The 20,505-nt window shown below is 65.6% G+C and carries 18 protein-coding genes; 7 read left to right on the top strand and 11 right to left on the bottom strand.

The genetic code is table 11. The annotated features are described in order from the left end of the window. Positions 1-750 precede the first annotated feature (750 nt). Positions 751-2,271, top strand: coding sequence for a peptide MFS transporter (locus ABQZ09_RS08565; protein ID WP_349776659.1), 1,521 nt, complete (start codon positions 751-753; stop codon positions 2,269-2,271). 11 nt (positions 2,272-2,282) lie between these two features. Next, complete coding sequence (locus tag ABQZ09_RS08560) at positions 2,283-2,873, top strand: thioredoxin family protein (protein WP_039412695.1); 591 nt, start codon at positions 2,283-2,285, stop codon at positions 2,871-2,873. A gap of 666 nt (positions 2,874-3,539) precedes the next feature. Here ABQZ09_RS08560 and ABQZ09_RS08550 read toward each other — a convergent pair. Next, the gene (locus tag ABQZ09_RS08550) at positions 3,540-4,028 is read right to left on the bottom strand and encodes a MarR family winged helix-turn-helix transcriptional regulator (RefSeq protein ID WP_039412698.1); all 489 of its coding nucleotides are present in this window, start codon (positions 4,026-4,028) and stop codon (positions 3,540-3,542) included. Between the two features lie 121 nt (positions 4,029-4,149). Here ABQZ09_RS08550 and hppD point away from each other — a divergent pair, with 121 nt between their 5' ends. From hppD to hmgA, 3 genes are all read left to right on the top strand, one after another. After that, positions 4,150-5,265, top strand: a complete 1,116-nt coding sequence (gene hppD, locus ABQZ09_RS08545; RefSeq protein ID WP_349776658.1) for a 4-hydroxyphenylpyruvate dioxygenase — start codon at positions 4,150-4,152, stop codon at positions 5,263-5,265. A gap of 172 nt (positions 5,266-5,437) precedes the next feature. After that, positions 5,438-5,830, top strand: a complete 393-nt coding sequence (locus ABQZ09_RS08540) for an endonuclease domain-containing protein (RefSeq protein WP_349776657.1) — start codon at positions 5,438-5,440, stop codon at positions 5,828-5,830. A 36-nt stretch (positions 5,831-5,866) separates the two neighbouring features. Beyond that, the gene (gene hmgA / locus ABQZ09_RS08535; protein ID WP_349776656.1) at positions 5,867-7,171 is read left to right on the top strand and encodes a homogentisate 1,2-dioxygenase; all 1,305 of its coding nucleotides are present in this window, start codon (positions 5,867-5,869) and stop codon (positions 7,169-7,171) included. Positions 7,172-7,291: 120 nt separating this feature from the next. Here the strand turns inward: hmgA and ABQZ09_RS08530 are convergent, their stop codons facing one another. Further along, positions 7,292-7,846, bottom strand: a complete 555-nt coding sequence (locus tag ABQZ09_RS08530; protein WP_349776655.1) for a hypothetical protein — start codon at positions 7,844-7,846, stop codon at positions 7,292-7,294. 172 nt (positions 7,847-8,018) lie between these two features. On the opposite strand from ABQZ09_RS08530, the gene ABQZ09_RS08525 reads away from it, so the two are divergent. Next, positions 8,019-8,666, top strand: a complete 648-nt coding sequence (locus tag ABQZ09_RS08525; protein ID WP_503018757.1) for a lectin — start codon at positions 8,019-8,021, stop codon at positions 8,664-8,666. A 255-nt stretch (positions 8,667-8,921) separates the two neighbouring features. On the opposite strand, the gene ABQZ09_RS08520 is transcribed toward ABQZ09_RS08525, so the two are convergent. The 6 genes from ABQZ09_RS08520 to ABQZ09_RS08495 are packed head-to-tail and all read right to left on the bottom strand — an operon-like array spanning position 8,922 to position 14,871. After that, a complete protein-coding gene (locus tag ABQZ09_RS08520) occupies positions 8,922-9,347 on the bottom strand; it encodes a Na+/H+ antiporter subunit G (protein WP_349776654.1) in 426 nt (141 codons plus the stop codon). After that, positions 9,344-9,628, bottom strand: a complete 285-nt coding sequence (locus ABQZ09_RS08515; protein WP_039412714.1) for a K+/H+ antiporter subunit F — start codon at positions 9,626-9,628, stop codon at positions 9,344-9,346. Before ABQZ09_RS08515 ends, ABQZ09_RS08520 begins: the two co-directional genes overlap by 4 nt. Then, the gene (locus tag ABQZ09_RS08510; RefSeq protein ID WP_047693959.1) at positions 9,625-10,131 is read right to left on the bottom strand and encodes a Na+/H+ antiporter subunit E; all 507 of its coding nucleotides are present in this window, start codon (positions 10,129-10,131) and stop codon (positions 9,625-9,627) included. Before ABQZ09_RS08510 ends, ABQZ09_RS08515 begins: the two co-directional genes overlap by 4 nt. Next, positions 10,128-11,672: a monovalent cation/H+ antiporter subunit D gene (locus ABQZ09_RS08505; protein WP_349776653.1), complete on the bottom strand. Its 1,545-nt coding sequence runs from the start codon at positions 11,670-11,672 to the stop codon at positions 10,128-10,130. The genes ABQZ09_RS08510 and ABQZ09_RS08505 overlap by 4 nt, the downstream gene beginning before the upstream one ends. Further along, positions 11,669-12,043 carry a Na+/H+ antiporter subunit C gene (locus ABQZ09_RS08500; protein WP_039412723.1) on the bottom strand — a complete coding sequence of 125 codons (375 nt, stop codon included), beginning with the start codon at positions 12,041-12,043 and terminating at the stop codon, positions 11,669-11,671. Before ABQZ09_RS08500 ends, ABQZ09_RS08505 begins: the two co-directional genes overlap by 4 nt. Further along, positions 12,043-14,871: a monovalent cation/H+ antiporter subunit A gene (locus tag ABQZ09_RS08495; protein ID WP_349776652.1), complete on the bottom strand. Its 2,829-nt coding sequence runs from the start codon at positions 14,869-14,871 to the stop codon at positions 12,043-12,045. Before ABQZ09_RS08495 ends, ABQZ09_RS08500 begins: the two co-directional genes overlap by 1 nt. A gap of 166 nt (positions 14,872-15,037) precedes the next feature. Between ABQZ09_RS08495 and ABQZ09_RS08490 the strand changes: the two genes are divergently transcribed. Continuing rightward, positions 15,038-15,940 carry an NAD-dependent epimerase/dehydratase family protein gene (locus ABQZ09_RS08490; protein ID WP_166749704.1) on the top strand — a complete coding sequence of 301 codons (903 nt, stop codon included), beginning with the start codon at positions 15,038-15,040 and terminating at the stop codon, positions 15,938-15,940. 156 nt (positions 15,941-16,096) lie between these two features. On the opposite strand, the gene ABQZ09_RS08485 is transcribed toward ABQZ09_RS08490, so the two are convergent. The 3 genes from ABQZ09_RS08485 to ABQZ09_RS08475 all read right to left on the bottom strand — a co-directional run bounded on the left by ABQZ09_RS08485 (position 16,097) and on the right by ABQZ09_RS08475 (position 20,492). Next, the gene (locus ABQZ09_RS08485; RefSeq protein WP_349776651.1) at positions 16,097-16,582 is read right to left on the bottom strand and encodes an Mpo1 family 2-hydroxy fatty acid dioxygenase; all 486 of its coding nucleotides are present in this window, start codon (positions 16,580-16,582) and stop codon (positions 16,097-16,099) included. A 109-nt stretch (positions 16,583-16,691) separates the two neighbouring features. Then, on the bottom strand, positions 16,692-18,287 hold the full coding sequence (locus ABQZ09_RS08480; RefSeq protein WP_349776650.1) for a M4 family metallopeptidase: 1,596 nt from the start codon (positions 18,285-18,287) through the stop codon (positions 16,692-16,694). A gap of 444 nt (positions 18,288-18,731) precedes the next feature. Continuing rightward, a complete protein-coding gene (locus tag ABQZ09_RS08475; RefSeq protein WP_349776649.1) occupies positions 18,732-20,492 on the bottom strand; it encodes a peptidoglycan-binding protein in 1,761 nt (586 codons plus the stop codon). Positions 20,493-20,505 lie beyond the last annotated feature (13 nt).

The following is a 20,505-nucleotide window of genomic DNA, read 5'->3' as shown; positions in this document are numbered from 1 at the left end:
GCTGAAGCCCCTCTCCCGGCGGGGCGATAAGGCATTGCTTGCGCGCACGGGCGCGCTTGCCTCGGAGCGCCCGCGCCGCGAGCGCGGGCCGGGGCGCGGAGCGGGGGTTGGGGTGAGGGTACGGGCTTCATCCTCTTGGATCAGCCAGAGCCAAAGCGAGTCCCGCAATCGGCACCATCCAGCGGCACCGCACCCTCATCCGCCCTACGGGCACCTTCTCCCGGCGGGAGAAGGGAATGCGGGCATGGCCGCCATGTTCTGAGCCCCTCTCCCGGCGGGGCGATAAGGCATTGCTTGCGCGCACGGGCGCGCTTGCCTTGGAGCGCCCGCGCCGCGAGCGCGGGCCGGGGCGCGGAGCGGGGGTTGGGGTGAGGGTACGGGCTTCATCCCTATGGATCAGCCAGAGCCGAGGCATGTCCCGCAATCGGCACCATCCAGCGGCGCCGCACCCTCATCCGCCCTACGGGCACCTTCTCCCGGCGGGAGAAGGGACGGCGCGGCGGCGATAGGGGATAGGGGGGGCACTGTCGACGCAAACACCTCGGCACCATCCTGGGCCCTGGCAATGGTCTCGCACACCCAGGTGAGAGACCCATCACAGCTGCCAAATCGCGCCCAATCCAACCACTGTCATCAAGCCGCCGACTCCGGCGAATTTGACGCGTACATGACGTCTAAGTGATCCTCGCGCGTCGCCCAGGGTTCGGCCCTGGTGCACCCAGCCATTACTGAATACGCAAGGGACTCCACATGAGCGTTGACGCAACTGCGCCGACATCCGCTTCCACTCCGCCGCAGCCGCCTGCGCCTCCCGAGTTCCCCACGTTGCTCGGCCACCCCCGGCCGCTGTGGATGCTGTTCATGACCGAATTCTGGGAACGCTTTGCGTTCTACGGCATTCGCTGGGCGCTGGTGCTGTACATCGTGGCGCAGTTCTTCGGCGGCGATGCCACCGGCCAGGCGCCGGCAGGGCGCACCTACGGCGCGTATCTGGCGCTGGTGTATGCGGCGGCGATCTTCGGCGGCTACGTGGCCGACCGTGTGCTCGGCTACCAACGCTCGATCCTGGTGGGCGCGGCGGTAATGGCCACCGGCCTGTTCCTGATCGCCATTCCCGACCACACCATGTTCGAGATCGGCCTGGCCACCGTGGTGGTGGGCAACGGCCTGTTCAAGCCGAACATCTCCACCATGGTCGGCAAGCTGTATTCGGTGGCCGATCCGCGCCGCGACAGCGGCTTCACCATCTTCTACATGGGTATCAACCTGGGCGCGATGATCTCGCCAGTGCTGACCCAGCTGCTGGCCGAAAAGGTGTTCGGCACCGAGGCGATGCCGGCGTACAAGATGGTGTTCATGGCCTCCGGCGTGGGCATGCTGGTGAGCCTGGTGTGGTTCTGGATCGGCCGCGCCCAGCTCAAGGGCATCGGCGCGCCGGCACCGCACGCGCAGGGCCTCGGTCGCGTGCTGACGGTGCTGGTGGGCTGCCTGCTGGCAATCCCGGGTGTGTACTTCCTGCTCGCCGTGGGTGCGGACGTATTGCAGATCGTGCTGACGGCGCTGTTCATCGGCCTGTCGGTGATGCTGCTGGTCGAAGGCATTCGCGAGGGCAAGGTGCAGCGCGACAAGGTGATCGCGATGCTGATCATCTTCGCCTTCAACGTGCTGTTCTGGATGTTCTTCGAGCAGGCCGGCAGCTCGTTCACCTTCCTGGCCGACAACATCGTCAACCGCAACTTCGGCAGCTGGACCTTCCCGACCGCGTGGTTCCAGTCGGTCAACTCCATCGCCATCATCGCGCTGGCACCGGTCATTGCCTGGATCTGGGTCAAGTCCGGCCGCTTCAATCCGTCGATTCCGCGCAAGTTCGGCCTGGGGCTGATCTTCAACGGCCTGGCCTTCCTGCTGCTGATGTTCGCGCTGTCCAGCCTGGTGAGCGATGCCGGCAAGATCCCGTTCTGGACCTTGTTCATGGTCTACGTCATCCAGTCGGTGGGCGAGCTGTGCCTGTCGCCGATCGGCCTGTCGATGGTGACCAAGCTGGCGCCGGTGCGCCTGGTCGGTTTCGGCATGGGTGGCTGGTTTTTGTCCACCGGCATCGGCAACAACCTGTCGGGTATCTTTGCCGGGCATGTCAGCGGAAGCGAAGGCATGAGCGTGGCGTCGGCGCTGGGCGGATATACCTTCGGGTTCTGGGCGCTGGTGGGCGCCGGCGCGCTGCTGTTCCTGATCGCGCCGCTGATCAACAAACTGATGCATGGTGTGAAGTGAGGAGAAAAGCGATGCCGATCAAACCCCTGGTCTGTGGCCTGTTGCTGACGGGCCTGTTGAGCGCCTGCGGGCAGCCCACCGAGCAACAGGAGGCGCCACGGCCGCTGGATACGTCGATGCAGAAACCCCCCAGCGCCGACCCCAGCCAGCCGGTGTCCTCGGGCAACACGCCAACCGCGGCCGATATCGCCGCGGCGGCCGCACTCAACGCGCAGTACGACCCCTCGCGCGATCCGGCGGCGGATCTGGAAACCGCCAAGGTCGAGGCCAAGCGCGGCGGCAAGCGCATCGTGCTCAATGTCGGCAACGCCGCCTGCGAGCCGTGCAAGGCCTTGGACGAGCTGATGGGCGGCGACGCCGAGCTGCGCAGCTTCCGCGATGCGCATTTTGTGGTGGTCAAGGTCAACCGCGATGCAGCCAATGAAAACGCCGCGTTCCTGTCGCAGTTTGCCCAGCTCAACGACTACCCGTCGCTGCTAGTGCTGGACAACGACGGCAAGCTGCTGACCACCCAGGCCGGCCCGGAGCTGCGCAAGGGCGAGGGTTTCGATCGCAAGAAGTTGTTCGATTTCCTCAAGCAGTGGGCACCGCCAGAAGCCTGAGCGCACCTCACGGTGCGGCCTGCGTGCGCAAGCGTGTGGCCGGGCAGTGTCTGCGAGGATGCGCCGAGGAGCGGCCCTCATCCGGCGCGTTGCGCCACCTTCTCCCGCAAGCGGGAGAAGGGAGTGCGGTTGGTTGCGCGTTGGCCGGAGCGCTTCCTTCTCCCGCAAGCGGGAAAAGGGAGAGTGGTTGGATGCGCATTGGCCGGAGCGCTTCCTTCTCCCGCAAGCGGGAAAAGGGAGCGTGGTTGGATGCGCATTGGCCGGGGCGCTTCCTTCTCCCGCTTGCGGGGGAAGGTGCCCGCAGGGCGGATGGGGGCGAGCGAAGCGCGTGCCGTCAGTCCTTGCCGACCATGCGTGACAGCCGGTCCCTGGCCAGCCGAACAATCAGGTGCTTCAGCAACGGCTGCCCATCGGCGCTGAAGATCGATATCAGCCACTGGTCCATCTCGCTGACCAACGCAGCGACGGTCTCGTAAACCTGGCGCCTTCTCCTTCTCTCGCGCGCGGGAAAAGGGAGTGTGGTTGGTTGCGCGTTGGCCGGAGCGCACCTTCTCCCGCAAGCGGGAAAAGGGAGCGTGGTTGGAAGCGCATTGGCCGGAGCGCTTCCTTCTCCCGCTTGCGGGGGAAGCTGCCCACAGGGCGGATGGGGGCGAGCGAAGCCTGCCCTCAGTCCTTGCCGGCCATGCGTGGTAGCCCATCCTTGGCCAGCCGGTCGATCAGCCGTTCCAGCAGTTGCTGTTCCTCGTCGCTGAACACCGACATCAGCCGTTGTTCCATCTCGTTGACCAGCGGCGCGACGGTCTCATAGACCTGGCGCCCGGCCGGCGACAGTGCCAGCATCGAACGGCGGCGGTCGTCGCCATGGGTTTCGCGGCGGATGAAGCCGCGCTCCAGCAGCCGGGCCACTGCGCGGCTCACTGCCACCTTGTCCATCGCCGTGCGGTCGGAGACCTCGCTGGCCGAAGAGCCCGGATACAGCGCCAGGATGGTGATCACCCGCCACTCCGGAATGGCCATGCCGTAACGATCGCCGTATACCTTGGCGATGTTGCTGCTGATGCGGTTGGACAGCACGCTCAGCCGATACGGCAGGAACTGCTCCAGGTTGAGCAGCACGGGGTGTTGCGGCGGATGGGGGGCGTCGTGATCGCTCATGTTGCACTGTGTCTTGATTTTGGTTTCATTTGCAACTAGAAACGGAGGGTGGCCTGCGCATTCTCGCGGGTCTTCTGCTAGTCCGCATAGCCCTGCGACGCCCCAGCGTGGAGAAACGACGATGAGCGCACAACCGAACACCACTGTAGCCCGCCCGAATCCGGGTATGCAGGTCACCACCTTCGACAATCCGATGGGCATCGACGGGTTCGAATTCGTCGAGTTCGCCGCACCGGCTGGCCAGGCGGCGCAGCTGCACGACTATTTCCGCGCGATGGGCTTCAGCGCCGTGCTGCGTCACCGCAGCCGCCCCATTACCGTCTATCGCCAGGGCGGGGTCAACTTCCTGCTCAACGAAGACCCCGATTCGTTTGCGGCCGATTTCGCCGCCGCGCACGGCCCCTGCGCCTGCGGCTTTGCCATCCGCTTCCGCACGCCGGCCGACACGGTGCTGCAGACGGTGCTGGGCAACGGCGGCGAAGCGGTGCAGAACAAGCCCGACACCCGTGCGGTGCCGGCGCCGGTGGTCAAGGGCATCGGCGACTGCATGCTGTACCTGGTGGACCGCTACGGCGATGCGGGCAGCATCTACGATGCCGACTTCGAACCGATCGAAGGCGCCGACCAGCACCCGGCCGGCTTCGGGCTGACCTTTATCGACCACCTCACCCACAACCTGTATTTCGGCAACATGCAGCGCTGGTCGGATTATTACGAGCGCTTGTTCAACTTCCGCGAGATCCGCTACTTCGACATCAAGGGCGCCAAGACCGGCCTGGTGTCCAAGGCGATGACCGCCCCGGACGGCATCGTGCGCATCCCGCTCAACGAATCGTCCGACCCCAAGAGCCAGATCAACGAGTATCTGGACGCCTACCAGGGCGAAGGCATCCAGCACATCGCCTGCTTCACGGACGACATCTATACCAGCGTGGAGAAGATGCGCGCCGCCGGCGTGAGCTTCCTGGATACGCCGGACACCTATTTCGACGTGGTGGACCTGCGCATTCCCGAACATGGCGAAGATGTCGAACGCCTGCGCCGCAACAAGATCCTGATCGACGCCGATCCGGATACCAAGCAACGCAAGCTGCTGCAGATATTCACCACCAACTGCATCGGCCCGATCTTCTTCGAGATCATCCAGCGCAAGGGCAATGAAGGCTTCGGCGAAGGCAATTTCCAGGCGCTGTTCGAAAGCATCGAGCGCGACCAGATCAAGCGTGGGGTGCTTTGAGGGCGGGGATTGGATATTGGTGATTCGGGATTCGGGTCAGCTGCACATTGGCACGTAGTGGAGCCCCCGCACTCCGTAACGCGGTTGCCTGACAACATAGGCCAATGAAACCGCACGTGCTTAAAGCCCCTCTCCCCACGGGAGAGGGGTTGGGGGAGGGTACGGTGGAGCGATGCGAATCAAACCGCCATTACCCACCGTTGGACTCACCAATGCGCGCGCGTTACGAACAGCAATGACCGACGCAGAACGCGCGCTCTGGCGCTGTCTGCGTGCGAATCAGCCCCGAGGCTTCAAGTTCCGACGGCAGCATCCGATTCCGCCGTACATCGCAGATTTCTGTTGTGTCGACGCAATGTTGATTGTTGAGTTGGACGGATCGCAACATCAGGAAGTCAGCGATCAAGCAAGAACGCAATGGCTGCAATCGAAGGGTTGGACAGTGCTGCGCTTTTGGAACAACGATGTACTGCTTTCGCTGGACGCGGTGGTTGAAGCGATCTTCAAAACAGTCGCTATACCGTACCCTCACCCCAACCCCTCTCCCGGTGGGAGAGGGGCTTAAATCCCAGCCTCCTTGGGGCTCATTCGGACGCATGCCATGCACAACCCACAGCGCTACATGACTGGCTTCGGCAACGAGTTCGCCACCGAAGCCGTTGCCGGTGCTCTACCGGTCGGGCAGAACTCGCCGCAGCGCGTGGCGCATGGGCTGTATGCCGAGCAGTTGTCCGGCACCGCGTTCACCGCGCCGCGCGGCGAGAACCGGCGCAGCTGGGTGTATCGCATTCGTCCGGCCGCCGTGCATGGCAGTTTCTCGTTCATCGAGCAGTCGCACGTGCACAACGCCTTCGGCAGCGGGCCGGTGCCGCCGGATCAGCTGCGCTGGAGCCCGTTGCCACTGCCATCCGTGCCCACCGATTTTGTCGATGGCCTGTACACCATGGCAGGCAATGGCGGCCCGGAAGCGATGACGGGCGTGGCCGTGCATCTGTATGCCGCCAATGCCTCCATGCACGAGCGGTTCTTCTATAACGCCGATGGCGAGTTGTTGCTGGTCCCGCAGCTGGGCCGGCTGCGCGTGTGCACCGAGCTGGGTGTGCTCGAACTGGAGCCGCAGCAGATCGGCGTGATTCCACGCGGCGTGCGGTTTCGCGTTGAATTGCTGGATGGCACCGCACGCGGCTATGTGTGCGAAAACTTCGGTGGCCTGTTGCGCTTGCCCGATCTGGGGCCGATCGGCTCCAACGGGCTGGCCAACCCGCGCGATTTCGAAACGCCGCATGCGGCCTTCGAACAACGCGAAGGCGCGTTCGAACTGGTCGCCAAATTCCAGGGTCATCTGTGGCGTGCCCACATTGGCCACTCGCCGCTGGATGTGGTTGCCTGGCACGGCAATTACGCGCCGTATCGCTACGACCTGCGTCGCTTCAACACCATCGGTTCGATCAGTTTCGATCACCCCGATCCCAGCATCTTTACCGTGCTGACCTCGCCCAGCGACACGCACGGCACCGCAAACATGGACTTTGCCATCTTCCCGCCGCGCTGGCTGGTGGCGCAGCACACCTTCCGCCCGCCATGGTTCCACCGCAACGTGGCCAGCGAATTCATGGGCCTGGTGCAGGGCGTCTACGACGCCAAGGCCGAGGGGTTCGCACCCGGAGGCGCCTCTTTGCACAACTGCATGAGCGGGCACGGCCCGGATGCGGCGACATTCGAGAAGGCTTCGCAGGCGGACCTGACGCGTCCGGACGTCATTGCCGACACCATGGCGTTCATGTTCGAAACCCGTGCGGTGCTGCGCCCCACTCAACAGGCGCTGCAGGCCAGTCATCGGCAGGGCGACTATCAGCAGTGCTGGTCCGGCCTGCGTGCTGCATTCACCAATCCGTCCACAGACTGAGCAGCGCCGCAGGAAATGCAGATCGCGCCAACTGGCGCAGAGTCGCAGAGTCGATCAGGTACGTGATCGCCAGTGATCCTGTCCTTGCGTCAACCGCCACGCATCGACAAGCGGCTGCAATCAGGCGGCCTGCAACGCCTCCGGAAGCAGTTCGCCGATACGCGCCCGCACGCGTTCGGCGTACGAGGCCGAGGTGAACTGCGGCAGCTCCTGCAATGCCACGCCGATGGCGATGCCGATCGCGTCGTCCGCACGCGCCGCCTGCAGCTGGCGATGCAGCACTGCGGCGGCCGGGTTGCGTTGCAATTGCAGGATGTCCAGCAGATACAGCCGGGCGTTGGTGGCCGCGCGCCGGCGCTGGCGGTGCAGGTCGTCGGCGGTGGGCATCGCTTGCAGGGTCTGGACCACCGTGGGCGCCGTCGCAATCAAGGAAGCTGCGGTCCGTGCAGCGGTCTCGGGCACGGCTGCCTTCGCGCTGTCGTCGGCAGGCGTCAGATAGCCCATTGCACACAGCGTCTGCACCAGCGCGGTGCCGTTGTCGCCGAGCAACTGCGCAAGTGCGGTCAAGTCACGTTGGCCATCGGCCAGGATCAACGCACGGCGCTGCAGCAGGGTCAGCGGGCTGCGATGCGACTGCAGCGCAGTCAGGGCGAGTGCGGTCTTGCGTGGGGTCATGGCGGCGATCCTGCGAAGCCGGCAGGGTGAGCGTTGCCAATGAAACGCCGATGACATTGGCGCGACACCTTGCACCATACGTGCCAGTGTCAGCATCGGTGGCAATGACCTCCACCTCCACATCGCCACCCTGCGCGCTGTGTACGCTTGGCCAACGCACAGGAGCATATCGATGACATCCAGATTGTCTGGCTTGCTGGGAATGGTGCTGGTCGTTGCAGGCTGCCATCGCGCGGACGACACGCCGGCTGCAGCAGCGCCGGCCGAGGCGGCCCACACGCCGGTGGCGTCCGCCAACGACCAGCCTGCGGATGCGGTACCGCCGGCCACGGCGCCGGTAGGCACGTTTCCACCGCAGGTGCGGCCGCAGCCCACCACGCTTGCGCGGATGGATGGCTACGGCGACCTGCGCCTGGGCATGGATGCCACGCAGGCGCGCACGGCGTGGGGTGGCGAGCTGCGCGGCAGTGCAGCCAGCGACGGCGGCTGCTACCTGCTGCGTCCGCAATGGGCCCAGGATGCACGGGAATTCGGTTTCATGTTCGAAGGCGATCGCCTGGTCCGTTACCAGACCACTGAGCCCAAGGAAGTTGCGCCAGGGGGCGGCAAGGTCGGCATGACGCTGGCGCAGCTGCGCGCGTTGTATCCGCAGGGGCTTGAAGCGCAGCCACACAAATACCTGCCGGGCGCGCAGACGCTGCGGCATGCCGATGCCGCCACCTCGTCGGCGCTGGTATTCGAGACCGATGCCGAGGGCAGGGTGAGCAGCTGGCGAGTCGGGCAGCCGCCCCAGGTGGACTACGTCGAGGGCTGCAGTTAGCCGCCTGCGTGCGAGCAGGGCGCGACGCCATCGGTCAGAAGCGTGGCACGCGACCTGCCGGGCATTGCCTCAATTACAACAACGCGTGCCAGACATGCAACGTGGCGGCGACGGGCCTGCAACGATGCGGGTGCGGGTGCGATCCGACTCAGTCGCAGTGCGCGATCCGGTGCAGTGCGCGCTCCGGCATGCCACGCGCAGCAAGAACACTGCGCCCTAGCCAGCGCAGCCGCAGCCGCTGCCGCAGCCGCACGCTCAGCGCGGCTCGGACGACGGCCGCTCGTGCTGCCCGGCGGTTTCCTCGTTCTCGCCGATATCGCCGTCGCTGGCCGGCGTGGGCAGGCCTTCGTTTTCCATCTCGCCGTGATTGGGCACTTCCGGGCGATCTTCCATCATCAGCGACAGCGCGGCCTTGGCCATCATGTGGGCGCTGATCGGTGCGGTAATGAACAGGAAGACGGTGATCAGCAACTCGCGCGGCTGCGGGTCCACGCCCAGGAACAGGTGATAGCCCACCGAGCCCAGCAGCACGCAGCCCACGCCTAGGGTGCTGGCCTTGGTCGGCGCATGCAGGCGCTTGAAAAAGTCCGACAGCTTCACCAGCCCGAAGGCGCCGATCAGGATGAAGAAGGTGCCGACCAGCAGCAGCGCGCTCAGCAGATATTCGGTGAGCGCGATCATTCGACGATGTCCCGGCGCAGCACGTACTTGCTCAATACCACGGTACTGCCGAAGCCCAGCATCGCAATCACCAGCGCGGCCTCGAAGTAGATCGGCGAATCCAGGTACATGCCCAGCAGCATCAACTCGGCGATGGCGGTGATGGACAGTGTGTCCAGCGCCAGGATGCGGTCGGGTACCGTCGGCCCGCGCAGCAGTCGCCACAGTGCCATGAGGATGGCCAGGCCCACCGCATGCATGCAGATGACGATGGTCGATTCGATGAACATGTGACCGGTCATGGAAAGATCTCCATCAGGGGCTTTTCGTAGCGGGCCTTGATCTCGGCGATCAATGCGTCCGGATCGTCCAGATGCAGCACATGCACTAGCAGGTACTTGCGGTCGTCCGACAGCGCAGCCGACACCGTGCCGGGCGTGAGCGTGATCATGCTGGTCAGCGCGGCAATGCCATGGATGTTGGCGATATCCAACGGCACCCAGATGAAACCGGGATGGATACGCGACTCCGGCCCGAGCACCTGCACCGCGACCTTGATATTGGAGCGCACGATGTCGCCTGCGGCCACCAGCAGCATGCGCGGCACCGAGCGTAGCGAGCCGATGCGGGCGAATTCGCGGTCCAGCCGTGCGGCGAAGATCGGTACCACCACGCCCAGCAGCGCGCCCAGCACCCACTGCTGCGGGCCGAAGCTGTCGCTGAGCAGCAGCCAGAACACGAAGACCATCACGCTCAACGGCGCGGATGGAAAAAGCCGGCGCCGCCACGGCACGCGTGCGTTCATGGCTGCCTCCGTTGCGGGGTGGTCGCGCGCACCTGTTCCACATAGCGGCCGGGGTCGCGCAGCTGCGCTGCGGCATCGTCGGTGTAGCGCATCAGCGGCCCGGCGCAGACCGTCATTGCTACCAGCCCGCTCAGCAGCAGCAGCGTGGCGGCCGTTTCCACCGGGCGCATGCGGCCACGGCGCTGCGGTTGCAGCTCGGGCGTGTCTTCCACCGCCGCCGGCACGCGCCAGAACAGGCGCACGCCGGCGCGGGTCAGGCCGATCACCACCAGCAGGCTGCTGCCAAGGACCGCGCTCCAGACCGGCGCCACCAGGCCTGCGGGCACGTGCTGCAGCAGCGCGGCCTTGGCCAGGAAGCCGGACAATGGCGGCAGCCCGGCGACCGCCACGGCAGCGACCATGAACATGGTGCCCGGAATGGCGCGGCCCGGTAGCGGTGCCACCACTTCCTTGCGGTCGCTGGCGCTGCCACGCCGCCGCCGGATCAGGTCCGAGACCATGAACAGCGCCGCGGCCACGAAGCTGCTGTGCGGCAGGTAATACAGGCCCGCGCCGAGCGCGCCTGCGTCGTCGAGCGAAAAGGCGATGAACAGGGTCGCCGCGGAAAACACCACCAGATACGACACCATCACCCGCAGCCGCGAGGCGGCCATCACCCCGAATGCGGCCATCAGCAGCGTGCCGATGCCCAGCCACAGCAACGCGTGTCGGCCGAAGTCGTGCAAGGCCCCGGCACCGGCGCCAAACCACAGGCTCGACACGCGCAAGACCGCGTACAGGCCCACCTTGGTCATGATCGCAAACAGCGCCGCCACCGCCGCCGGTGCGCGCGAGTAGGTCTCCGGCAGCCACAGGTACAGCGGCAACAAGGCGGCCTTGCTGCAGAACACCAGCAGCAACAGTCCGAGCGTGGCCTTGGCCATCGGCACATCCTGCGCCGGCAGCTCGGCGATGCGCTGCGACAGCTCGGCCATGTTGAGCGTGCCGAACACGCCGAACAGCAGCCCCAGCCCGATCAGGAACAAGGTCGAGGCGCACACATTGAACACCACGTAATGCAGACCCACACGCATCTGCAGGCCACGTCCGCCGCTGAGCAACAACCCATAGGAGGCGATCAGCATCACTTCGAAGAACACGAACAGATTGAAGATGTCGCCGGTCAGGAACGCACCATTCAAGCCCATCAGCTGGAACTGGAACAGCGCATGGAAGTGCGGCGCGCGGCGGTCCCAGCCGGCGCAGGCATGCAGCAGGCAGGCCGTGCCCAGGACCAGCGTGGTCAACAGCATCCACGCAGAAAGCCGGTCGCCCATCAGCACGATGCCCAACCGCGCCGGCCAATCGCCCAGCAGGTACACCAGCACGTTGCCCTCGGCAGCGCGGGCAAACAGCGCCAGCACCGCGGCGGCCAGCAAGCCCATGCTCACCCAGGCCACGCTGCGCTGCACGCGCGGCCCGTAGCGACGGTGCTCGACGAACAGCGACGCCGACGCCCCCAGTATCGGGATCAGGATCGGCAGGATCAGCAGATGGTTCATCGCCGCGCCTGCCGCGTATCGACACCGGTGGCGGCATCTTCATGCGCATCCACGTGGTCGCTGCCATTGTCGCTGCGGCTGCGGATCGCCAGCACCAGGCTCACCGCGGTCATCGCAAAGGCGATCACGATCGCGGTCAGCACCAGCGCCTGCGGCAGCGGGTCGGTGTAGTGCTCCAGATCCACCGGCACGCCATCGCGCAAGACCGGCGGCTGACCGGCGCGCAGCCGTCCGCCGGCGAAGATCAGCAGGTTGGTCGCATACGACAGGAAGGTCATCCCCAGGATCACATCGAAGCTGCGCGCACGCAGCAGCAGATAGATCGCCAGGGCGGTGAGGACGCCGATCGCGCTTGCCAATGCCAATTCCATCAATGCTGCTCCGCGGTGCGTGTCGAACGTTGGGTGGGATCGATTTCGCCGCGTTGCGAACTGCGCGTGCGCGACGGTTTGATCGTGCCCATCATCGACAGCATCAGCATCGCCGCACCGAACACCACCAGGTACACCCCTACGTCGAAGCCCAAGGCGCTGGCCAGCTCCAGCTCGCCCAGCAGCGGCAGCGGCAGATCGACATGGCCGCTGCTCAGGAATGGCAGCCCGAACAGCAGCGAACCGGCACCGCTCAGCAATGCGCACAACAGGCCAATACCGATCAAGCGGATGTAGTCGAAGCCGAAGCGCGACTCCACCGACGCGGTGCCCTGGATCACGTACTGCATCAACAACGGCACCGCCAGCACCAGGCCGGCAATGAAGCCCCCGCCAGGCGCGTTGTGGCCGCGCAAGAACAGGAACAGCGACACGGTAAGCGTCAGCGGGAACATGATCTGCGCTAGGTCCGCCGGTACCGGCAGCCGGATCGCCGGCCCCGGCATGGTGCGCTCCGGTGCCATCCGCGAGCGTCGCAGCAGCGCATGCACCACCAGCCCGGCAATCGCGAACACGGTGATCTCGCCGAAGGTATCGAAGCCGCGGAAATCCACCAGGATCACGTTGACCACGTTGCGCCCATACGCCTCGGGCAACGCGCGTTGCAGCAACTCGCTGGCCACGGTGTGGGTGGGTTGCGTCATCAGGGTATACGCCAGCGCGGCCAGGCCGGTGCCGCCAATGATCGCGATGGCGACATCGCGACACTTGCGCAGCCGCGCGCGCTCCGGCAACGAGCGCTCCGGCAGGTAGTTCATCGCCAGCAGCATCAGCACCAGCGTGACCATCTCCACCAGCAGCTGGGTCAATGCAAGATCCGGTGCGGACAGGAAGACGAAGGTCAGGCTGACCGCCAGGCCGGTGCCACCAAGCACCAGCACCGCCAGCAGGCGCTGCTTGTACAGGAACAGGCTGCCCAACGCGCACGCGATCAACAGCAGCCACACCGTCCAGCCCAGCAGCGGCATGGACGTGGGCGCAGGCCACTCCGGTAGCGCGCCCCCTTGCAGGAACGGCACCAGTGCCACCACCACCGCGCTCAGTACCAGCAGCATCAGCATACGCTGCAGGTTGCCGTTGGTCACCGCATCGGTCATGCGGGCGGTGGCGCTGAACAAGGTGCGCAGGTTCCAGTGGAACAGGGCCTTGCCGGGCGAGCGGTTCTGCACCGCGTACAGATCCAGCATGCGACGGATCGCAACGTACAGCAGCGCCCCGCCGATCATGCCGGCGATGCTCATCGCCAGCGGCCAGTTGACGCCATGCCACAGCGCCAGGCTGTACTCGGGCAGTGCATCGCCGAGAATGGCGCCGGCACCGGCGCGCAGCACCGGCGCCACGGTCCAGGCCGGCACGATGCCCACCGCCAGGCAAATCAGCACCAGCACATCCACCGGGATGCGCATCCAGCGCGGCGGCTCGTGCGGTGTGGTGTCCAGATCGAGCGGGCCATCGCCAAAGAACGTGTCGTGCACGAAGCGCAGGCTGTAGGCCACGCCAAGCACGCCGGCCAGCAAGGCGGCGATGCTCGCCAGGATGCGCATCAGCTGCGGCGCTTCGGTTTCCAGCGCCACCGCGAAGAACATTTCCTTCGACAAAAATCCGTTGAGTAACGGAATGCCGGCCATGGCCAGCGACGCGATGATCGCCAGCGCACTGGTGACGGGCATCAAACGGCGCAGATTGCCCAGCTTGCGCATGTCGCGCGTGCCGGTTTCATGGTCGATGATGCCCGCAGCCATGAACAACGAGGCCTTGAACACCGCGTGGTTGAGGATGTGGAACACGCCAGCCACCACCGCCATCGGCGTGGACAGGCCGAACAACATCGTGATCAGGCCAAGGTGTGAAATGGTCGAGTACGCCAGCACGCCCTTGAGATCATGCTGGAAGATCGCGTACCACGCTCCCACCAACAACGTGATCGCTCCGATGCTGGTAACCGTATAGAAGAACAGGTCGCTGCCGGCCAGCGCAGGGTGCAGCCGCGCCAGCAAGAACACGCCGGCCTTGACCATCGTGGCCGAGTGCAGATACGCCGACACCGGCGTGGGCGCCGCCATCGCGTGCGGCAACCAGAAATGGAATGGAAACTGCGCGCTCTTGGTGAAAATGCCCAGCAGCACCAAGCCCAATGCATATGGATACAGCGGGCTGGCGCGGATCACATCGCCGGCGGCCAGCACCGCGTCCAGCTGAAAACTGCCGACGATGCGGCCGATCATCAAGACCCCGCCCAGCAGGGCAAGCCCGCCACCGGCGGTCAACACGAACGCCATGCGTGCGCCTTCGCGCGCATCCTTGCGATGCGACCAGAACCCGATCAGCAGGAAGGAGCTGATGCTGGTGAGTTCCCAGAACACCATCAACAGCAGCAGATTGCCCGACAGCACCATGCCGAGCATTGCGCCCATGAACAGCAGCAGATACGCAAAAAAACGCGATGCGCTATCGCGTGCGCTCAGGTAGTAGTGCGCATACAGCACCACCAGGGCGCCGATGCCGAGCACCAGCAGCGCAAACATCCAGGCCAGGCCATCCAGCCGCAGCGAAAACAGCAAGCCGATCTGCGGCAACCATGCATGCTCGCTGGCAATCACCTCACCGCGCAGCACTGCCGGCGTGAGTGTGGCAAGCACCAGCAACCCCGCCAACGGCGCGGCCGCAGCCAACCACGCGGTGATCGAACGCGGCGCGCGCCGGAACAGCGCAGCGGCGGCCGCCATCAGGAATGGCAGCGCAAGCAGAATTTCCAACGAAAAAGGCATGCAGGGAACACAAGATTCGCGAGCAGGCCAGAGAGCTTAACAAACCGTTGACTGACGTCCGTGTCAACGCCGGTGCTGCATCACGCGCGGATGGGCCGCCAGATGGCTACGCAACTGCGCGGTGTACTGGGTATGCTGCCGTCATTCCCGCCTGCACCGTTGCCCTGTGACCGCTACCCATCCCGCTCCGACCACTGCCGTTTCTGCGCCGCGCGCCCTGGTGTTCGGCGGCAGCGGGCAGATTGGCGAGCGCCTGCTGACCCGTCTGCTGAGTCGCGGCTGGCAGGTCACCGCCTGGTCGCGTCAGCCGCGCGCCGCGCGCGCTGGATTGATCTGGAGACAAGGCGATCTGGCGATGCCGGCCGCCGCGGGCGAGGCGTTCGAGGTGATCTTCAGCTGCGGGCCGTTGGACCATTTCGCACGCTGGTATGCAGAAAACCCGGTGGTTGCGCCGCGCATCGTGGCGTTTGGCTCCACCAGCGTGGAGGTCAAGGAACATTCCATCGATGCCGCAGAGCGCGACGTGGCGCAGCGACTGGCCCATGCCGAACAGGCGCTGTTTTCCGCAGCGCAGGCGCGCGGTGCCACTGCCACCGTGCTGCGTCCGACCCTGGTGTACGGTGCCGGACGCGACAAGACGCTGACGCAGATCGCCGGGCTGGCGCAGCGCACCGGTGCGTTCGTCCTGCCCGCCAACGCCACCGGCTTGCGCCAGCCGGTGCACGTGGATGACCTGGCCAGCGCTGCGCTGGCGGTGATCGGCCAACCTGCCACCCAGCAACGCAGCTATGCCGTGGGCGGCGGTGAAGTGCTGGCCTACACGCAGATGGTGGAGCGCGTGCTGGCGGCATTGCCGCGACCGGCGCGGTTGTATCAGGTGCCGCCGGGCCTGTTCGGCTTCGCGCTGACCACGGCGCAGCGCCTGGGGCGGCTGCGTGGCATGAATGCGGCCGCGTTGCAGCGCATGCGCGACGATCTGGTCTTCGACCTGGAGCCGGCACGTCGCGATTTCGGCTACGCACCGCGCGCGTTCCGGCCATTGCCGGAAGAGCTCGGCATCGGCGAATAACGCGCAGACCTGGCCGGCAATGCCCGGATCAGACGCGCTTGCAGGCCATGAGGCGCCAGTCGCCGCGTCGCGCGCTGCGCAACGAGGCGATGGCCCGCAGGCAACGCTGCGCATGGCGCCGGCTGACAGCGCGCAAGCCTTGCGCCACCGCTCCTCTCAGTAACGCCACCCCAGCTGCCGGTACACCTTGGCCAACACCCAGATCGGCCCGATCAGCAGATAGGTCAGGTCGGTGAGAAAGCTCGGCTTGCGGCCTTCGATCCGGTGCCCCACGAATTGGGCGATCCACGCCAGCACGAAGACCGACAGCGCGCTGGAGAACACGCCGCCCAGACCGATCCGGCCTTCGATGAGCCGGCACAGGCAGCCGAAGAAAAAGAAGATCCCCAGCAAGCCCAGCCCGAGCGGGCGCGACAGCCGGTTGTAGTACGACCACGCCGCAAACATCGCCAGCGCCGCCCAGACCCCGCTACTGAACCAGGTGCCGCCCACCGGGATGCACCACAGCAGCCCCACCACCGACCACAGGATCGCCGGCACCGCCACCACGTGGATCAGCTGATTGGTGTCGTTGCGGTGGTCGTCGGAATAGCTGGCGAAATAGCGGTCGATCGGTCGCGCGGTCGTGGTGCGTTCGGTCATGTTCCCTCCCAGGAATGACCCAAGCATACGCGTGCGAACGGCCGTGGTGGCACTGCGCAGAAGACCGGTCCCTGCGACGTCGCAATCGCGTGGCAGGGACCGGTGCAGGTCAGTTGACCGACACCGCACTCCAGGCGGCAGCCACTGCCCGGTACTGCGTGGACGTGCCGCCATACAGATCGGTGGCCGCGCTCAGGGTGGCCCGACGCGCGGCTGCGTAGTTGGTGGAGGAGGTCATGTAGACGGTGAGCGCGCGATACCAGATGCGGCTGGCAGCGGCGCGGCCGATGGCCGTCAGCGCGGTATTGCCGTTGCAGACCAGCCCGGCCGGGGTCAGGTTGTAACTCGTGCCCGTGCCGAAACCGCTCGGCACCACCGCCCCTTCGGCCAGCAGATAGTAGAAATGATTCGCCACGCCGGAGCTGTAGTGCACGTCGATGGAGCCCAGATTGCTGCGATAGCAATCGGGCGAATCGCCGTCCAGGCTCGGCTTGAACATGTAGCGCAAGGCCAGCGTGCCGCTGCTGTTGCCGGCGATGAGTTTCTCGCCGATCAGATAATTGCCCGGCTGCGCGCTGTTGTTGGCGGAGAATTCCACCATTGCGCCCATGATGTCGGAGGTGGCCTCGTTCAGGCCGCCGGACTCACCCGAGTACACCAACCTTGCCGAGCGACTGGTCACCCCGTGCGTCATCTCGTGCCCGGCCACGTCCACCGACACCAGCGGTGTAAACGTGCTGCCGTCGCCATCGCCGAAGGTCATGCAGAAACAGCTGTCCGACCAGAAGGCATTGTTGTAACGGCTGCCGTAATGCACGCGGCTACGCGCACCCTTGCCATCGTTGGCGATGCCGCTGCGCGCGTGGGTGGTCTTGAAGTAATCCCAGGTCAGCGACACCCCGTAGTGCGCATCCACCGCCACCGTGGTGGTGTCGCTGCTGGCGCCGCTGCCCCACGCATTGTCGGCATCGGTCAGCAGCGTGCCGTTGCCCGAGGTGCTGTTGCGCATGTTGTAGGTGGCGCCGCCACCGCGGCCCAGATCGGTCATCTCAAAGCCGCTGCTGCACCGCGTGGTCGCCAGGCCCACGCTGCCCGCGTACAACGAACGCCCGGTGCCGGCGGCACTGGTGCCACCCGCGCAGGCGGTATGTACCGTGTCCCAGGCGTCGAGGATGCGTTGGTCCACCGCATCGACGATGTAATGCATTTCGGTCGGCGTCTGATCCGGCTTGATGCCGCTGTAGATCACCTCGTACGCCAGTTGTGGTGTCCCCTGGCGCGCGTACAGTGCCAGGCTTGCACGTGGCGCGGCATCCTGCGGCACATCGAACTGCGCGCCGGCCACACGCAGCGCGGTGGTGGCGTCGATGCCGGGCGCAAGGTCCGGACGCACCGGCGTGTCCAGAGTCTGGCTCAACTGGCGCATCACCCCACGCCGCGAGTGCACCACCACGTCGCCGCCGATCACCGGCAGCCCCCGATGAGTGCGATCGAAGCGCACGTGCTCGCTGCCATCGGCATCGACGATGCTGTCGCGAGCGACAAAGACATCGGCCGGCGCACGATTGGCCATGGCCGACGCGGTATTCCCCAGCAGCGTCTGCGCACGCGTGACCGCCGCATTTGCAGAAAGATCGGCCGCACCAGCGGCAGCAGAAAACGATAGCGCGCAGCAGATGGCTGCGCCCAGTACATGGAATTGCATGACGACTCTCTCCCAGAACGTGCAATGCAAAAACCGGCGAGATGACGCACGGCCGGTCGCGATCGGCAGCAGGTGCCGGCAGACAACCTTGCACAGTCCCGGACATTGCAATAGTAAAAATTACCGGCGTAGTGCGTTCTGTGCGTCGGGCCACATTGCGTTGGGCAACGTATCGCACTGCGATGGATGGCCGGTCGCCTTACCGATCTGTCCTGCTTGAACGTCGCTTGGCAACACGTGCGCTACGACCGATGACTGGGAATGCGTCGAGCGTTGCAGATCGCTCACTGCTCATAGTCCATGCGGCGCGCCATGGTCGCGGTGCTCACAACGCGCACCGTGTCGGCCGCTGCCAGACAGGATGCAATCGCGCCGACGCGTGTAGCCGGGCATGAAAAAGCCGGCCATTCACTGGCCGGCTTTTTTGGTTGCACCCGTCACACCTCAGCGCGCACCCATTGCCACCTTCTGCTGCTCCTCGCGGACCTGGTGCTGCTGCGCCTGGCCGGCCAGCAGCTGCGCGCTGGTCTGCTCCAGCGGCGGCGCAGGCTGGTTCAGATCCACCGCCGCACGGAAACCCGGCGTGGTGCCCATGACGAACGCCTTGCCATCCTGCACCGTCACGCTCTGCAGCTTGTCCGCGCTGTCGATGCCGTTCTGCTTGGCCTGCAGCGTGACATGGGCGGCCGCATCGTTGGAGATCATGCTCGGCAGCCTGCTGCGGATTGCGTTGTGCAATGCATGGTCCGGATGCGACGCATCGGTGAGCGAGGGCCCGGTCGGCGCTGCAACCGGGGCCTCACGTGTAGGCGCCTGCGTGTGTGCCGGCATAGCCGACAACGCCGCCTGCGTGTTGCGGCCAACGATCCCGTCCTGTTGCAGTCCATGCTGCTTCTGGAACGCCATCACCGCTTCGCGCGTGTTGTCGCCAAAGCGCCCATCCTCGGCAAGCCGATTGCCTTGCGCATCGCGCACGCCAAGGCGGTTGAGGTCCTGCTGCAGCTTGCCGACCTCGCCGCCTTGCTCGCCATGACGCAGCGTGCCGTTGCCGGCCGCTGTCGCTGGCTGTGCGTGGCGTGCCCCCGACTCCTGCTGGTGGCCCTGATTCCAGAACGTCTCCGGACTGGTCAGCTTGCCGTTGGCATCGCGCAGCTGGTAATGCACATGCTGTGCGTACTGGCTGTTACCGTTCGGCCCGCGCCCACCCATCGTGCCGATGGCATCGCCCGCCGCCAGCGTCTGGCCCTCCTTCACCTTGAGTCCGTCCAGGTGCAGGATCTCGTGCGAGTTACCCTGTGCATCGCGAATCTTGACGGTCCCGTAATTGCCACCCGCGAACGTGACCGTGCCTGCCACGGGCGAATGCACTGTCGGATGCTGAAGATTACGGCCGGTCTGGCCGCCCTGGTAATTGAAGTCGGTTCCGCCGTGATCGCGTGCGCTACGGTGCTCGCCGTAGTGACCGGTGATATGCGGCGCAACGCCGTTCTGCGGAGGCAGCATGCGCTCCATGGTGGTCTGGAACGATCCCGACCCTGCCGCTTGCACCGGTGCATGCGCCGCATGCTGCGCGGGCGCCACCGTTTGGCCGAGCTGGCCGTGTTCGAGCTTGCCCATCAGCTCCGGCGTGATGTCGCGCTGCCAGCGCGCAAAGCGGTTTTCGCGATCGGCCAGTCCGTTCGGAGGGTCGCCGCCATTGATCGCCACCCCGGCAGCATGTGCGTCCTGCCTGGCGGCCTGGGGAACGTTGTTCTGCCAGTACCAGGTGGCGATTCGCGAGGCATTTTCTGGCTGCGCGGCCAGTTCGGGATGTGCCACCAGATCCAGATCCAGCGCTTCGCCTGCGGCGCGATACTGGTCCTTGCCGGTGAGCTGGATGTAGCCCCGGCCACGGTAGAGGTAACCATCGCCGGGTTCGGTATTGCCCATGCGTCCGCCGTACATCAGCTCGGCCAGTTTTTCCGGCTGGCCACGCAGCGCTTCCAGACGTGCTTCTTCCAACGCCTCCGGCCCTTCGCGCAGTGCTGACCGCACTTTCGAGCTGACTTGCGACGGCCCGCGCGTATAGCGGAACCCTTCTTCAAGCCGGTTGAGGCCCATTGATTCATGGCCGACCTGGGCCATGAAGTTTGCCAGCTCTTTGGGCTGGGTAATGCCTGCTGCATAGGCCGACTGCAGCAGCCCTGTTTCGCGATCGGTTGCCATGGTGTAACTCCTC

Origin of the sequence: Xanthomonas sp. WHRI 6106, from assembly GCF_040202405.1 — a bacterium.
Classification (GTDB): Bacteria; Pseudomonadota; Gammaproteobacteria; order Xanthomonadales; family Xanthomonadaceae; genus Xanthomonas; species Xanthomonas cannabis.
This window is presented reverse-complemented; position numbering and strand designations above follow the sequence as displayed.

Excerpts from the sequence above, each read along its gene's own strand:
- hmgA (WP_349776656.1), top strand. The coding sequence starts at position 5,867 with ATGCACAACCCACAGCGCTACATGACTGGCTTCGGCAACGAGTTCGCC.
- hppD (WP_349776658.1), top strand. The coding sequence starts at position 4,150 with ATGAGCGCACAACCGAACACCACTGTAGCCCGCCCGAATCCGGGTATG.
- ABQZ09_RS08560 (WP_039412695.1), top strand. The coding sequence starts at position 2,283 with ATGCCGATCAAACCCCTGGTCTGTGGCCTGTTGCTGACGGGCCTGTTG.
- ABQZ09_RS08540 (WP_349776657.1), top strand. The coding sequence starts at position 5,438 with ATGCGAATCAAACCGCCATTACCCACCGTTGGACTCACCAATGCGCGC.
- ABQZ09_RS08520 (WP_349776654.1), bottom strand. The coding sequence starts at position 9,347 with ATGATCGCGCTCACCGAATATCTGCTGAGCGCGCTGCTGCTGGTCGGC.
- ABQZ09_RS08480 (WP_349776650.1), bottom strand. The coding sequence starts at position 18,287 with ATGCAATTCCATGTACTGGGCGCAGCCATCTGCTGCGCGCTATCGTTT.
- ABQZ09_RS08500 (WP_039412723.1), bottom strand. The coding sequence starts at position 12,043 with ATGGAATTGGCATTGGCAAGCGCGATCGGCGTCCTCACCGCCCTGGCG.
- ABQZ09_RS08550 (WP_039412698.1), bottom strand. The coding sequence starts at position 4,028 with ATGAGCGATCACGACGCCCCCCATCCGCCGCAACACCCCGTGCTGCTC.
- ABQZ09_RS08510 (WP_047693959.1), bottom strand. The coding sequence starts at position 10,131 with ATGAACGCACGCGTGCCGTGGCGGCGCCGGCTTTTTCCATCCGCGCCG.
- ABQZ09_RS08495 (WP_349776652.1), bottom strand. The coding sequence starts at position 14,871 with ATGCCTTTTTCGTTGGAAATTCTGCTTGCGCTGCCATTCCTGATGGCG.
- ABQZ09_RS08530 (WP_349776655.1), bottom strand. The coding sequence starts at position 7,846 with ATGACCCCACGCAAGACCGCACTCGCCCTGACTGCGCTGCAGTCGCAT.
- ABQZ09_RS08515 (WP_039412714.1), bottom strand. The coding sequence starts at position 9,628 with ATGACCGGTCACATGTTCATCGAATCGACCATCGTCATCTGCATGCAT.
- ABQZ09_RS08485 (WP_349776651.1), bottom strand. The coding sequence starts at position 16,582 with ATGACCGAACGCACCACGACCGCGCGACCGATCGACCGCTATTTCGCC.
- ABQZ09_RS08565 (WP_349776659.1), top strand. The coding sequence starts at position 751 with ATGAGCGTTGACGCAACTGCGCCGACATCCGCTTCCACTCCGCCGCAG.
- ABQZ09_RS08475 (WP_349776649.1), bottom strand. The coding sequence starts at position 20,492 with ATGGCAACCGATCGCGAAACAGGGCTGCTGCAGTCGGCCTATGCAGCA.
- ABQZ09_RS08525 (WP_503018757.1), top strand. The coding sequence starts at position 8,019 with ATGACATCCAGATTGTCTGGCTTGCTGGGAATGGTGCTGGTCGTTGCA.
- ABQZ09_RS08505 (WP_349776653.1), bottom strand. The coding sequence starts at position 11,672 with ATGAACCATCTGCTGATCCTGCCGATCCTGATCCCGATACTGGGGGCG.